At 71.0% G+C, this 14,661-nt stretch carries 10 protein-coding genes; 4 read left to right on the top strand and 6 right to left on the bottom strand.

The annotated features are described in order from the left end of the window. Nucleotides 1-7: 7 nt before the first annotated feature. Nucleotides 8-1,096, bottom strand: coding sequence for a UDP-galactopyranose mutase (locus QFZ71_RS30380; protein ID WP_307671714.1), 1,089 nt, complete (start codon nt 1,094-1,096; stop codon nt 8-10). Between the two features lie 240 nt (nt 1,097-1,336). Here QFZ71_RS30380 and QFZ71_RS30375 point away from each other — a divergent pair, with 240 nt between their 5' ends. Together QFZ71_RS30375 and QFZ71_RS30370 are read left to right on the top strand one after the other, a co-directional pair. After that, nucleotides 1,337-2,428 carry a glycosyltransferase gene (locus tag QFZ71_RS30375; protein ID WP_307671713.1) on the top strand — a complete coding sequence of 364 codons (1,092 nt, stop codon included), beginning with the start codon at nt 1,337-1,339 and terminating at the stop codon, nt 2,426-2,428. A gap of 646 nt (nt 2,429-3,074) precedes the next feature. Beyond that, entirely contained in the window at nt 3,075-3,890 is an 816-nt protein-coding gene (locus QFZ71_RS30370; RefSeq protein WP_307671712.1) for a thioesterase domain-containing protein, read from the top strand. Nucleotides 3,891-3,933: 43 nt separating this feature from the next. Here QFZ71_RS30370 and QFZ71_RS30365 read toward each other — a convergent pair. From QFZ71_RS30365 to QFZ71_RS30345, 5 genes are all read right to left on the bottom strand, one after another. Further along, a protein-coding gene (locus QFZ71_RS30365; protein WP_307671711.1) for an IS5 family transposase occupies nt 3,934-4,814 on the bottom strand; the annotation gives its coding sequence in 2 pieces (ribosomal slippage) (nt 3,934-4,454 and nt 4,454-4,814; 882 coding nt in all). A gap of 479 nt (nt 4,815-5,293) precedes the next feature. Continuing rightward, nucleotides 5,294-8,032: an amino acid adenylation domain-containing protein gene (locus QFZ71_RS30360; protein WP_307671710.1), complete on the bottom strand. Its 2,739-nt coding sequence runs from the start codon at nt 8,030-8,032 to the stop codon at nt 5,294-5,296. A 355-nt stretch (nt 8,033-8,387) separates the two neighbouring features. Next, nucleotides 8,388-9,326 carry a TauD/TfdA family dioxygenase gene (locus tag QFZ71_RS30355; RefSeq protein ID WP_307671709.1) on the bottom strand — a complete coding sequence of 313 codons (939 nt, stop codon included), beginning with the start codon at nt 9,324-9,326 and terminating at the stop codon, nt 8,388-8,390. Next, a complete protein-coding gene (locus QFZ71_RS30350) occupies nt 9,323-9,583 on the bottom strand; it encodes an acyl carrier protein (RefSeq protein ID WP_307671708.1) in 261 nt (86 codons plus the stop codon). Before QFZ71_RS30350 ends, QFZ71_RS30355 begins: the two co-directional genes overlap by 4 nt. A 112-nt stretch (nt 9,584-9,695) precedes the next feature. Continuing rightward, nucleotides 9,696-10,832: a pyridoxal phosphate-dependent aminotransferase gene (locus QFZ71_RS30345; RefSeq protein WP_307671707.1), complete on the bottom strand. Its 1,137-nt coding sequence runs from the start codon at nt 10,830-10,832 to the stop codon at nt 9,696-9,698. Nucleotides 10,833-11,141: 309 nt separating this feature from the next. On the opposite strand from QFZ71_RS30345, the gene QFZ71_RS30340 reads away from it, so the two are divergent. Beyond that, entirely contained in the window at nt 11,142-11,342 is a 201-nt protein-coding gene (locus tag QFZ71_RS30340; RefSeq protein ID WP_307671706.1) for an MbtH family NRPS accessory protein, read from the top strand. Between the two features lie 140 nt (nt 11,343-11,482). Then, complete coding sequence (locus QFZ71_RS30335) at nt 11,483-14,605, top strand: amino acid adenylation domain-containing protein (RefSeq protein WP_307671705.1); 3,123 nt, start codon at nt 11,483-11,485, stop codon at nt 14,603-14,605. Nucleotides 14,606-14,661 lie beyond the last annotated feature (56 nt).

Here is a 14,661-nt window from a genome sequence, read left to right as displayed (position 1 = left end):
GTGGGTTTTAGGGGTGGTTTTGGGTGATGTGGTGGGCGGTGTCGAGGGCTTGGCGGATGGCTTGGTCCATGTTGATGTAGCGGTAGGTGGCGAGGCGTCCTGCGGTGGTGAGGGGGTTTCTGGTGTGGGTGGTGAGTTTGTTTTCGTAGATGGTTTGGAGGGTTTTGTTGGTGTTGGTGTTGTCGGGGACGGGGTAGTGTTTCGCGGTTGTTCCGGGGTGTTCGCGCATGATGATGGTGCCGGGGGTGTGGTGGAGGTGGGGGAGGGCCCATTTCGTTTCGATGGTTCTGGTCCAGGGGGTGTCGAGGTCGGGTTCGTTGGTGACCATGGAGGGTTGGTGGAGTGTGGTGTGGGGGAGGTATTGGCTTTCGAGGCGGACGCCCCGCCATTCGAGGGGGCCTTCTTCGGTGTTGTAGAAGTCGTCGAGGGCGGAGGTGATGACGACGGGTTCTCCGGGGCGGGTGATGTCGTTGAGGTCGGTGTGGGTGATGGGTGTGCCGAGGTGGGTTTCGGTGTGGTCGAGGAGTGATTCGACGAGTTCGGCGTATCCGTTTTCGGGCCATCCCTGGTAGCGGTCGCGGAAGAGGCCGCGGTGGTCGTCGTCGCGGAGTTCGACGCGGTTGTGGGCGACGGACGCGGAGAGGGTTTCGGGGTCGCGGCCCCATTGTTTGGTGGTGTAGTTGCGGATGCAGAGGTCGTAGAGGGTCCGGCCCATGAGGGACCGGCAGTACGTTTCGAAGTTCGTGCGGTCGGGTTCGGGGGGGAGCGCGGCGAGTTCTTTTTCGATGAGGGGCCATTCCTCGAGCTGGTGGAGTTCGCTTCTCTGGAGGGGCCAGCTGAGCTGGTGGGTGCGGACGCGGATGGTGACGCGGTGTTCGTAGGGGAGGAAGCGGGCGTGCCGGGTGACGAGGTTCCAGACCTCGGTGTCGTCGGTGTGGAAGATGTGGGCTCCGTGGGGTTCGTACGGAATTCCTCTGAGCCATTCGGTGCGGACGTGTCCGCCGACGACGTCGGCCTGTTCGTAGACGCGGACCCGGTAGCCGTGGCGGGTCAGTTCCGAGGCGACGGTGGCGCCCGTCAGACCGGCGCCGATCACGACGCAACTCCTGCTCGTTGTCACTCTGCTCCGTCCGATTCATGCTGTATTGGGCGGCATTTCCGGTATGCCGCTCCGGGGGTGTTCCGTCCGGTGCCCGTACCGGGCCGGCCGTGCCGGTGGCGGCGGGGGCCGCCCGGTACGCGAGCGGTGGCGGGGCCGCGCGGCCGAAGCACGGCGCAATGGTAAACTGCCCCGGCATATTCTTCATCATGAAGTGGACCGAGGGAGTCGACGGTAATGCCCGACACGGACGCGAGCACGTGTGCTCCGCGAAATCAGCGGCAGTCGATTCCGAAGCCGAATCGGCGGGCGTTCGTGACGTTCCTGATGTTCAACGACAGTTATCTTCCCGGGTGTCTGATGGCGGCGTACGGGCTGAAGGTCCAGGGCAGCCGTTCGGACCGGGTCTGTCTCGTCACGAAAGATGTTTCGGGCCGTGCACGCGATGCTCTTCGCCTGGTGTACGACAAGGTGCTGCCCGTTGACGAGATCCCGCTTCCGGGATATCTCGAGGAATCCGCTTCGGGTGCGCCGCGGACGGGGTCCGCACGGGTCGAGGGTGCGGCTCTGACACGTTTCGCTTCTCTGCGTCTGGGACCGGACGGGGATTTCGGGTGCTCCTACGAAAAGATCGTGAATATTGATGCCGATCTTTTTCCTGTGCGGGATTTCGATGACATCTGGAGTCTTTCCGCGCCTGCGGGAATCGTGAACGAGCGCCGTGAGCACATGGCGGACATCGATGCCGACGGGAAGCTGATTCCCCGGCCGGACGCGCTCCGGACGGGGAAATGGGTGTGGCACGACGTCTACGACGGGATCTGTCCTCCGGGTGCGCCGGTCCCGCGGGAGATCACCGACCGGGTGGCGGTGGACTACGAGAACTACGGGGTGAACGCCTCGCTGCTGCTGCTCGAGCCGTCGATGTCGACCTATGACACGTTCATGCGGTGGGTGGACGAGGGCGAGGTCCGTGACATGGTGCGCAACCGCTGGGCGTGGACGGACCAGCAGGCGGCCACGTATTTCTGGTCCGGGCGGTGGACCAGCCTGGACCCGAGCTATTCCGTCTTCTACGGGTACCCGTCGATCGAGTCGGCGCGCGGGCTGCATTACGCGGGCATCAAGCCGTGGTCGTGGCGGAAGAAGGGCTTCGCCCGCCGGATCGAGCGTTTCCCGGACTACACCCTGTGGGCGCAGAGGTTCCTGGAGATGCTCGAGGAACTGCCCGCGCTGCGGAACATCGGCGGCCTCAAGCTGCTGGAACGCGAACTGCGGGCGGTACCGCTGCCCCGCATGAAAACCCGCCCCCGCACCCGCACCCGCTGAGGAGCCCCCCGCCCCTGCCGCCGGTGAGGGGGAAACCCTCCGCGTCTGCCGCCGGTGAGGGGGAAACCCTTCGCGTCTGCCGCCGGTGAGGGGGAAACCCTTCGCGTCTGCCGCCGGTGAGGTGGGAGCTCTTCGCGTCTGCCGCCGGTGAGGAGAGCCCCCGCGCCTGCCGCCGTGAGGTGGACCCCTTCGCACCGCCGCCGGTGAGGTGGGAGCTCTTCGCGTCTGCCGCCGTGAGGGGGACCCCTTCGCACCGCCGCCGGTGAGGTTTTCCCCTTCCGTGCTTGTCGCAGTTGAGGGGGCGCCCTTTCGTGTCTGTCGCCGCTGAGAGGGCCTCTTCGTGCCTGCCGCCGCTGAGGGGGAACTCCCTTCTGCTCCTGTCGCTGTTGAGGGGACCTCTTCGTGTCTGGCGCCGGTGAGGGGGACCCCCTTCTGCTCCGGTCGCAGTTGAGTGGGATCCTTCCGTGCGTGCCGCAGTTGAGCGGGCCCCTTCACGCTTGCCGTAGTTGAGGGCTTTTTCTTCTGTGTCCTGCCGCTGCTGAGAGTTTCTCTCTCGGCCGGTATCTTCGCGTGACCGTGTGACCGTGTGACCGCGTGACCGCGTGCAGCTCGTCCATTCCGTATACCAGGGACAGTGAGGCTTCAGATGTCCGATCGGCAAACAGGTCAGGCCGCCGCACGTCTTGTGTCGTTGACGGGCAGGGACGCGGCCGGCCGGCCGTTGTTCCTCGTCCATGCCGTCGGCGGGACCGTGAACGCCTACGGTGCTCTGGCGAAGGAGCTGGCCGGTACCTGTGCGGTGACGGGTATCGAGGCGTTCGGTATCTCCGAGGGTGAACCGGTCGCGGGGCTGGCGCAGATGGTGGAGCGTTATGTGGCCGCTGTGCGCGGGGCGCAGCCCGAGGGTCCGTACCGGATCGCGGGCTGGTCGATGGGCGGCATCGTGGCGTTCGAGATGACGCGGGAGCTGGAACGCCGGGGGGTCGGGGTCGAGTTCGTGGCGCTGATGGACTCGCCGTTCGACCGTCCCTGGGGAGAGCCGGAGGGTGCGGGGGAGGTGGGGACCCCGGCGCTGCGTGTCGCGTTCGCCGAGGACGTGGCGGGGTCGCTGGGCTGGGATATGCCGCAGGACGCGGACGGTGACCCGCTGGGGTGGCTGGCCGTCGCCGTGGCCGGTGACCCGCACAGCAAGTACCTGCCGCTCGTGCGTGAGGACCTGGAGCGGCGTTTCGCGGTTTTCTGCGCGCATGCCCGTGCGGTGCGGCACTACCGTCCGAGCGGCCCCGTCGACGCTGAGTTGCGTCTGTTGTTCCCGGACGGGTCGATGTTCCCCGAGGACTCCGCGCGCTGGGCCGCGCTGAGCCGTACCGGTGCCCGCCGGACGGTGGTGAAGGGGGACCACCACTCCTTCCTGAAGGCCCCGGTCGTCAGCGAGGTGGCCCGCTTCCTGGGTGACGCCTGAGCCCGCCGCAGCCCGGTGCTGCCCCTAGGTTCTGTCCGGCGGATCACTGACGGAGCCAGAGTCGGATCGCTGCGGCGGTGACAGTGCCGTGGAAGACGTAGGCCCTCTTGTCGTAACGGGTGGCGACCGCGCGGGAGTTCTTGAGCCGGTTGATGGTCCGCTCGACCTCGTTGCGGCGCCGGTAGTGGTCGGGGTCGAAGCCGGCGGGCCTGCCCCCGTTGCTGCCCCTGCGGCGGCGGTTGGCCCGCTGGTCCTTCGGTTCTGGGATCGTGTGCCGGATGTCGCGTCTTCGCAGGTAGCGGCGGTTTCGGCGGGAACTGTATGCCTTGTCGCCGCTGACGTGGTCCGGCCGGGTCCGGGGCCTTCCGCCAAGCGGCCGCGGAACTCGGATCCGGTCCAGGACCTCGATCATCTGCGGTGCGTCGCCCCACCGTCCCGGCGTGAGCAGGAGGGCCATGGGGCGGCAGCCGCCTTCGCCGGCGAGGTGGATCTTGCAGGTCAGGCCGCCCCGGGACCGTCCGAGTCCCTCGTCGGGGCGGTGGTGCCGGGGCGTCGTCCTTTTTTCGGGACCCGCGGCCGGGTCCTGCGTGCGCCGGCCGCGTGCCGATGGGCCCGGCAGGACGTCGAGTCGACGCCGACCATCGACCAGTCGACACGCCCCGCCAGGTCGGCGTCGGCCTGGACCGAATGCAGGATCCGGTCCCAGGTGCCGTCCGCCGACCAGCGGCGATGCCGTTCGTAAACGGTTTTCCACGAGCCGTAGCGTTCCGGCAGGTCACGCCACGGGACACCGGTTCGGATCCGGAACAGCATCCCGTTGACCACGGTGCGGTGGTCGTTCCACCGACCGCCCCGGCCACCCAGAGGTGGCAGATGCGGTTCCAGTAACGACCACTCGCGATTCGTCAAATCCCCCCGACCCATGACCGGACCAACGAGCGACCAGTCGGAAGGTCACATGATCCGCCGGACAGAACCTAGGCGGGGCCGCCTGCCGCCCAGGTGCTGCCCGAGTTGGTGCAGCCAGGGTGCTGCCCCTGGGCGGGGTTGCCTGCCGCCTGAGGCCTGCCGCCTGAGGGGATGGGGGCCGTTGCGGCCCGGTGCTGCCGCCGGTGAGGCAGCCTGGTGCGTGGGTGCTGCCCGAGCCGTGGCGGCCGGGTGTTGCCCCCCCCCGGGCGGGGTTGCTTGCTGCCCGGGGCATGGGGGTCGTTGCGGCCTGGTGCTGCCCGCGGGTGGGGCGGTCTGTTTCCCCGGGTGGTGCCCGGACTTTCGCAGCCGGGTGCTGCCGTGGGCGGGGTCGTGGGTTTCCCGGGGGGTGTGCGGGGGGTTGTGGCCGGGTGCTGTCGTCGGTGGGGTCGCTGGTTGTGTCGTGGGTGGTGGTCGGGTGGCCGGGGGTGCGGTGTTCAGGGGGTGGCTGTCGCTGCGTCGAGTGTGGCGGCGAGTTCTGCCAGGTTCCGGGTCTTGTAGTGCATGACGACGGACAGGGGGAGTCCTTCCGCGCGGGCGGCGGCGATGACCTGGACGACCAGGATCGAGTGTCCGCCCAGTGCGAAGAAGCTGTCGGTCCTGTTGACCTGTTCCCGGCCCAGGACGCGGCTCCAGATCTGTGCCAGCCGCTGTTCGGTGGGGGTGGCGGGGGCGTCCTGCACCGTGTCCCGGGGGGCGGTCGGGGCGGGCAGGGCCTTGCGGTCCACCTTGCCGTTGGCGTTGAGGGGGATCGCTTCCAGCGCGACGTAGGCGGCGGGCAGCATGTACTCGGGCAGCAACTCGGCCAGGTACGCGGCGAGTTCCCCGCCGGACGCACCCACCGTGCTGCTGCCGGACGCACCCGTGCTGCCGGACGCACCCGCCGTGCTGCCGGACACCCCCGTGGTGCCGGATGCACTCGTGCTGCCGGGCACACCCGCCGTGTTGCCGGGCGTGCCTGCCGTGTTGCCGGGCACTCCCGCCGTGTTGCCGGGCACTCCCGCCGTGTTGCCGGGCGTGCCTGCCGTGTTGCCGGACGCACCCGTGGTGCCGGGTGTGGTGGCGGGGATGTAGTAGGCGATCAGTTGTGTTTCGCCGTTCTCCTCCCGTGGGGTGATCACGGCTTCGGTGACCAGGGGGCAGCTCGTGAGCGCGGCGGCGATCTCGGCGGGCTCGACCCGGTAGCCGCGGATCTTGACCTGGTCGTCGGCGCGGCCCAGGAACTCGACCGTGCCCTCGGTGTTCCACCGCACCATGTCCCCGGTGCGGTACAGGCGGGAGCCGGGCGGGCCGTAGGGGTCGGGCAGGAACCGCTGGGCCGTCAGTTCCGGGCGGCCGACGTATCCGCGGGCCACTCCGGTGCCGCCGACGAACAGTTCGCCCAGTCCGCCGACCGGTACGGGCCGCATGTGTTCGTCCAGCACGTGCACGCGCATGCCGGGCAGGGGGCGCCCGATCGGTACGACCTGGCCCGCCGGTGTGTCCGGGGGCACGGGGTGGACCGTGGCGCCGACGGTGGTCTCGGTGGGCCCGTACTCGTTGATGAGCCGGCCCTCGCCGAGCCAGTTCGCCCAGCGGGCGGCCAGGGTGCCCGGCAGTGCTTCGCCCGCGACGACGACGACGCCGGCCAGGTCTCCGGCCTGCTGGGGGGTGAGCTGGTGGGAGAGGATCTCGAGGTGGCCCGGTGTCAGTTTCAGGAAGCTGAACGGGCCGTGTTCGACCAGCCAGCCGCCCAGCTCGTCCAGCCCGGTGTCCGGGCCGCGGAGCACCACGCGCTGCCCGGCGCACAGCGGCGCCCACAGGTTCGGTACGACCAGGTCGAAGGCGACGGAGGAGAACACCGCGCCTCCGCCGGTGCCGCGGGCGGCCAGTTCGCGTACGGCCCAGCCCACGTGGTTGGCCAGGCCGCGGTGGGTGACCAGCACTCCTTTGGGGCGGCCGGTGGAGCCGGAGGTGAACACCACATACGCCGTCCGGTCGGGGCCGGCCGCGGGGTGCGGGGGTGTGGGGGGGTGTGCGGCGATCGCGGCGGCGTCGTGTTCCACGTCGACCACCGTGCCGTCGAACGCGTGCGGGGTGCCGCCCCGTGTGACCAGGACCCGGGCTCCGGCGTCCGCGAGCATGCCGGCCGCCCGCTGCGGCGGCAGCGCCGGGTCCAGCGGTACGTATCCGGCGCCGGCCCGCCATACCGCCAGCAGGGACACCATCAGTGCGGCGGAGCGGTCCATCAGCACGCCGACCACCGACTGCGGGCCCACCCCTGTTGCTCGCAGGTGGTGGGCGAGGCGGTTGGCGTGCTCGTCCAGTTCCCCGTAGGTCAGTGAGGCGTCGGTGCCCGTCACGGCGAGTGTGCCGGGCTGCCGTGCGGCCTGCTGTCCGATCATGTCGGGCACGGGCAGCTCGTTCACCGGCCCCTGCCCGGCCGACCATGCGTCCACCAGCTGTGCTTCGGCGCGGGGGGTGAGGGGGAGTGCGGCCGGTGCGGTGCCGGGGTCGGCGGCGACGGCTTCCAGGAGGTGGCGGAACTGGGCGGCCAGGAACCGGACGGTGGCGGGTGTGAACAGGGCGGTGTCGTAGACGAACGCGCCGTGCAGGGTGCTGTCGGCCGTGCGGTGCATCACCAGGGTGAGGTCGGTGCGCGGTGCGAGTGCGGCTTCCGCGGCCGTTTCCTGCTGGTGGAAGACGAAGGCGAAGTGGTACTGCCCGCCGTCGCCGTCGCCGTCGCCGTCGCCGTCGGAGGCGCCGGTGCCGGTGGTGGCGGTGGTGGCGGTGGTGTGCTTTTCGGCGGGGGGAGCCGGGTGCGGGGCGGGCGGGGTCTGGGCGTGTGCCGTGCGGCACAGGTCGCGGACCGCGGCCAGGGCCTCGGTGAAGGGGTCCCGGGCCCGCAGGGCGCAGCGCAGCACGACGGGGTCGGTGAAGTCGGCCGCGGTGGGGGTGGGTTCAGGGTGTCCGGGCCGCCGGCGGGGGACGGCGACGGGGAGGTCCCACCGGCGGGTGTGCCGGGCCAGGAGGGTGGCGTACGCGGTCAGCAGGGTGTCGTCCAGGGTGGCCCCGTGGTCCAGGGCCAGGCCGGTGAGCGCCGCCGTGGGACCGGGGGGCACCGTGAAGTCCGCGGCCGAGCTGTGGCCGCCCGGCGAGGCGGGGCGCGGCCGGTCGGTGATCAGGGTGTCGGGCATGTGCAGGGGCCTCCGGTTGCGGGGCGGTGGGACGCGCCGTGGGCTCGGCTGTCGTGGCGGTCGGCGCACCCGGCCCCGCACCCCCGGCACTCCGGGCTCCGGGGCTCCGGATCCCGAGGCTCCGGGGTCCGGGGCTCCGGCATGCGGGTTCCGGGACTCCGGGCTCCGGGGTTCCGGCTCCCCGTGTCCCGAGGGGCCGGGGTCCGGCACTCCAGGGTTCCGGGGTCCGGCACTCCGTGTCCCAAGGTTGCGGGTTCCGGTGCTCCGGGCTCCGGGGTTGCGGGGTCGTGGGCCACAGGGCTGCGGGCCACGGGCGTGGGCCGGCAGGGGTGCGGGTGTGGTGGGCGCGGGTGGGTCAGTCCGACATGGAGACCAGGATCCGGCGCGGCCCGGTGAAGGGGCGGCGGCCGTGGGCGACGAGCATGTTGTCGATGAGCAGGACGTCGCCCTCGTGCCAGTCGACGTCCCTGGCGTGTTCCAGGCCCCGGTCACGGACCTGCAGGACGTAGGCGTCCGGGATCGGGCTGCCGTCGGCGAAGGTGACGGACTGCGGGAGCTCGTCCACCGGCATGATCTGTGCCAGCGCTTTCGCCGTCTCGTCACCGAGCGCGGCCGGATGCCACTGGTCGCACTGGTTGAACCAGACCTCCTCGCCCGTCACGGGATGACGGGCCGTGGACGGACGCACCTGACTGACCCTCAGACCGTCCTCCGGCCCCCAGCCCCACCTCGCCCCGGTGCCCGCGAGGAACGCGTCGACCTCGTCACGGTCCCGCGTCTCGAAGGTGTCCTGCCAGCTCTTGCCGAGCCCGCTCCCGCCGTGCAGGTTCTGCGTGTAGCACACCCCGCCCGCGAAGGCCTCACGGACCTCGTCGTCCAGCGACTCCAGCCACAGCCGGCCGTCCACCAGCGGCGTCGCACCCCTGGAGGCGGGCGCGACCGCGCAGTAGAACACCAGCCGCGCCGGCCAGGCATGGGCGTACGACAGCTCGTTGTGCATCGAGATCGTGTAGGCCGCCGGATATTCCGTGGACGTGTACAGATTCGAACCCACCTTCGTACGCGGCGAGTTCCCGTGCACATAGGCGATACGGCGCGGCAGCAGACGCTCCAGGACCGCGTCGAGCCCGTCCTGCGGCACCTGGAAACCACGGAAGACCAGAGCCTTCTCACGGACCAGGAGAGCCTCCAGGTCCACGGAGTCCAGATACGCCGCGAGCCCCCCGGCACCGGAACCGGCGCCCACGTCCCCGGGCCTGATCTCCAGCGGCGCCCACAGCCCCGTCCCGTTCATGACCGCGAGCCCGTGAAGTCCTGCTCACCGGCAGGCTCCCGGGCGTTCCAGTGCGCCGTGCACGCCGCGACGGTCGGGTGCTCCATCAGCACGAGAACGTCCGCGTCGACACCCAGCTCCTCGCTCAGGCGGGCGGAGAGTTCCATCAATTGCAGCGAATGGCCGCCGAGATCGAAGAAATTGGTGTGGATGTCGGCTTCCGGAATTCCGATGACCTCCGCCCAGATCCGGGAGACATCTTCCTCACGCACAGACATAGTTGACAGCCTTCCCCCACCTAGCTTCGGCTGACCGCGGATTCGGCGTCATCGTATCCAGCGGCCTCTTGACAAGACAAGCCCCGCCCAAAGGCGGTACGACCTGCACGATTCAGACCCCCGCGGCCCCCGCCCGGCGGGCGAGGAAGGCGTCCGTGCGCTCCAGCGCCAGGGGCAGAGAGGTACGCCCCAGCCCGATACGGAAACGGTTGTCATCGGTGTCGAACACACTGCCGGGCAGCAGCAGTACACCCTCCTCGCGGGCCAGCGCGCCGATGAACTCCTCCACCTCCGCAGGCGGCCGCAGCCGCGGGAACGCCAGCATCCCCGCCCGCGGCGGCTGCCACTCGAAGACCTCCGCATGCCGGGCGAAGAACGCCTCCGCATGCCCCAGATTGGCCAGGATGATCTTCTTGCTGCGCGCGACCAGCTCCTCGTGCGCGCGCAGCGCCATCAGCGACAGGATCTCCGCCGGCGCCGAAGCGCACACCGTGGTGTAGTCCTTCAACTGCCGTGCCGCCCGCGCCACCTGACGGTTGCGGGTGGCCATCCAGCCCACCCGCAGCCCCGCCAGGGCGTACGCCTTCGACATCACCCCCACGCTCACCGCGCTCCCGTCCAGGTCGCAGGCGGCCGGCAACGTGTCCCGCCCGTCGAACTCCAGGTGCCGGTAGACCTCGTCCGACACCAGCGTCACCCCGGCCCGCGCGGCCAGCGCCACCAGCTCCCCGAACTCCGCGCGCGAGGGCAGCGCCCCGGTCGGGTTGTGCGGGAAGTTCACGAACAGCGCCCGCGTGGAGGGCCGCAGCGCCGCCCGTACGGCGTCCAGGTCCAGCCGCCAGCCGTCCGCCGCGTCCAGCTCCACCCGGCTCACCTCGGCGCCCAGCGCCGGCGCGATGCGGTGCAGGGACTCGAACGCCGGCCACACCACCACCGCGTGGTCCCCGGGACCCAGCAGCGCGTGCGCCAGCAGGAACAGCGCCTCCGCCGCACCGCCCCCGCACACCGTGACACCGTCCGCACCGGTCACCGCGTACTGCTGCGCGATCTGATCACGCAGCAGCGGATGCCCGGCCGTCTCCGTGTACCCCAGCTGCAGCCCCTCCCACAGCTTCAGGCACTCCCCGTCGGCGAGCGCCAGCACCTCACCCAGCGTCAGACCGTCCACATCCGACGCGCAGGCCAGCAGCTCCGCCCCCGACTCCCACTCCCCGAAGAACCGCTCGATCCTGCACGTCCGAGGAATCACGCCCCGTACCCCCTCGCCCCTGGGCCCACCGGGCCCGCAGACCCCCACCCCACCACCAACTCCGCACCCCGCGCAACATATTGAGGCTGGTCCGGGCCGTGATCACGGTGCGCCCGGCGAGCCCAATAGGCTATTGACAGTGACAAGTCGCCCTTGATGAAGTAGCCCCCGGGGAGTTCGGACGGCCCCTGACCCGGTCGCCGCGAGCCACGTTCAGCAGCGCCCCGCGCCGCACGGGCCACCGCCCGCGCCGCACCGGCCGGCCGCGCCGCACACCAGGCTGATCCGGACTGACGAGGGAAGGCAACCATGTCTGAGACCGACGACCACTACGTCATCGTCCGCAACCACGAGGACCAGTACTCGGTCTGGAGCGCCCGGCGGGAGATTCCCGCGGGCTGGGAACCGGTCGGCGAACCCGCCTCGCGCACCGCCTGCCTGGAGCGGATCGGCGAACTGTGGACCGACATGCGCCCCGCCAGCCTGCGCGCCGCCATGCAGTCCCGCTGACACCCCCGGCACACAGCGCACCACTCTTCCCCCGGCGGACCCTCCCGCCCCCGCTCCACCCCCTCGTGTCCGAAACCTCCGATTCCGATCACCGAGCCCGAGCTTCCCGAGCCAGCCCCGCTGGATCCGGAGTGTGGAGAATGATGCCCGGCCCCCTGGTCCACCACCTCTTCGAAGCGCAGGCTGCGCAGACCCCCGACGCCCCCGCCGTGGTCTGGGACGGCGGCACCCTCAGCTTCCGCGAACTCGACGAGCAGGCCGACCTGCTCGCCAACGCGCTCACCGGCCACGGAATCCGGCCCGAACGGCTGGTCGGGGTCAGCATGGACCCCTCCCCGAAACTCCTGCTGACCATGCTCGCGGTGTGGAAGGCCGGCGGCGTCTACGTCCCCGTCGACCCCTCCCTGCCCCGCGCCGTCGCCGAGACCATGCTCCGCCACGCCGACGTCGCCGCCTTCGTCCGCAACGGACCCGCCGCCCTCGAACCCGACGGCATCCCCGTCCTGGACCTCGCCACCCTGGACCTGGCCGCCCACACCCCCACCGCACCCCGGCCCGTCATCCGCCCCGCCAACCTCGCGTACTGCGTGTTCACCTCCGGCTCCACCGGCATGCCCAAACCGGTGGCCGTCGCCCACGACAGCCTCGTCAACCACACCCTGTCCCTGCGCGACCAGCTCAAGCTCTCCCCCCGCGACCGCAGCCTCCAGTTCACCGCGATGGCCTTCGACGCCGCCCTGGAAGAGATCATGCCCGCCTGGAGCGCGGGAGCCGCAGTCGTCATGCCCGCCGAACGCCGCTTCACCAGCCACGAGTTCACCGGCCTGATCGAACGCCTGTCGGTGACCATGGTGAGCCTGCCCAGCGCCTACTGGCACCAATGGGTCGACGACCTCACCGCCGGCCTGGTCACCCTCCCGCCCACCCTGCGCATCGCGTTCATCGGCGGCGACAAGATCTTCGTCGACAAACTCACCGCCTGGTCACAGATTCCCGGCGCGGACGCCGTCGAGTGGGTCTCCGACTACGGACCCACCGAAACCTCGATCAGCGTCGCCCTGCACCGCCCCGACGGCAGCAACACCCACAGCACCGTGGACGGCAGCGACTACGCCCTGGTCCCCATCGGCCGCCCCTTCGCCGACGCCGACATCCACATCCTCGACCCCGACCTCGACCCCGTCCCCGACACCACCCCCGGAGACCTCTGGGTCGGCGGCCCGCCCGTCGCCCGCGGCTACTACGCCTCCCCGGCCCTCACCGCCGACCGCTTCCTGCCCGACCCCTTCGGCCCGCCCGGCGCACGCATGTACCGCACCGGAGACCGCGCCAGCCGCGAGAGCGACGGCACCCTGGTCTTCCTCGGCCGCTCCGACCGCCAGGTCAAAGTACGCGGCCAGCGCGTCGAACCCGGCCAGGTCGAAAGCGCCGTCCACCGCTGCACCGGCGTCAGGGACGCCGTCGTCCTCACCGTGGACACACCCCCCTACGGCTCCCGCCTCGTCGCCTACATCGAAGCCGACCCCGGCGTGGACGAAACAGCCATCCGCACCGAACTCACCGACCGCCTCCCCGAGTTCATGGTCCCCCACACCCTCGTCCTGATGGACCGCATCCCCCGCTCACCCCTCAACGGCAAAGTCGCCCGCGCCCAACTGCCCCCCGTCACACCCCCCACCCCCGCCCCCGCCGGCCCGGGAAACACCACGACCACCCTGGAACACGTACTCGGCCTCCTCGCCGGCGACGTCCTGGAAACCGCCCCCCTCGACCGCGAACAGGACTTCTTCACCGCCGGCGGCGACTCCCTGCGCGCCTTCCGCCTCCTGAGCCGCATCGCCGAAGTCACCGGCGCCGCACTGCCCTTCGCCGCCTTCCGCGAAAACCCCCACCCCGCAGGCCTCGCCGCCCTCGTACGCCGCACCCGCGGACACGACACCGCCCACGGGCCGATCCCGCCCCGCACCGAGCGCACCGACCGCCTCCCGGCCGCACGAGGACAACAGGCCCTGTGGTTCCTCCACCAGATCCACCGCGCCGCCCCCGCCTACACCATCCCCCTGTGCTACACCCTGCGCGGCCCCCTCGACACCGACCGCCTGGACACCGCCCTCACCACCCTCACCGCCCGCCACGAAACACTGCGCACCGTGTTCGAGGCGGACGGCGGCAAGATCTGGCAGCGCATCCGCCCCACCACACCCGTACACACCACCCTCACCGAAACCACCGGCCCCACCGAAGCGGCCCGCCTCGCCGAACAGGAAGCGGCCCGCCCCTTCGACCTGGCGGCCGGCCCCCTCCTGCGCTCCCACCTCTTCCGCACCGGCCCCGACGAACACCTGTGGCTGCTCACCATCCACCACGCCGTCTTCGACGACTGGTCCCTCACCGTGTTCTGGCGGGAACTGAGCGCCCTCTACACCGGCCGCCCCCTGCCCGAACCCACCCTCCAGTACGCCGACTACTGCGCCTGGCAGGACCGCTGGCTGCGCGGCCCCGAGGCCGCGAAACAACGCGACCACTGGCGCACCCACCTCACCCCGGCCCCCGCCCTCCCGGCCCCCGGCACCCCGCCCCCGCCCGGCACCCCCACCACCACCGACGGCTTCGCCCTGCCCCTGCCCCCCCACACCCTCGACCCGGCCGCCGTCACCGCCCTCGCCGCCTCCCGCGGCACCACCGTCCCCGTCGTCCTCCTCGCCGCCTTCTTCGCCACCCTGCGGCGCACCGCCGGCACCGACGAAGCCGTCATCGGCGTACCGGCCGCCTGCCGCAACCGGCCCGGCACCGAGGACCTCATCGGCTACCTGGTCAACACCCTCGCCCTGCGCATGCCGTTCACCGCCGGCATGAGCTTCGGCGACCTCATCGCCCGCACCGACCAGGCCCTGGCCCACGCACTGAGCCACCAGGACCTGCCCTACTCCGACGTCGTGGAAGCCCTGCCCCGGCCCCCCGGCGGCCCCACACCCCTCTTCCACGCGATGTTCGCCATGCAGTCCACCCCCCACGACAGCCACCACACCCTCGACGGCCTCGACATCGGCGAACACTTCCTCCACACCCGCACCGCGAAGGTGCCCCTGACCTGGACCATGCGCCAGAGCCCCGACGCACTGGACGGCGAGGTCGAATACGCCGCCGACCACTTCGACCGGAACACCGCACGCCACTGGCAGGACACCCTGCTCCACCTCCTGACCGCAGCACTGGCCGACCCCGACACCCCCGTCGACACCCTGCCCCTCCAGGAGCCCTGACCCATGCCGGCCACCCGCCCGGCCCACCCCGCGAACGCGAAGAAACAAAAGGAGGG

It is taken from the genome of Streptomyces sp. V2I9 (assembly GCF_030817475.1).
Taxonomy (GTDB): domain Bacteria; phylum Actinomycetota; class Actinomycetes; order Streptomycetales; family Streptomycetaceae; genus Streptomyces.
This window is presented reverse-complemented; position numbering and strand designations above follow the sequence as displayed.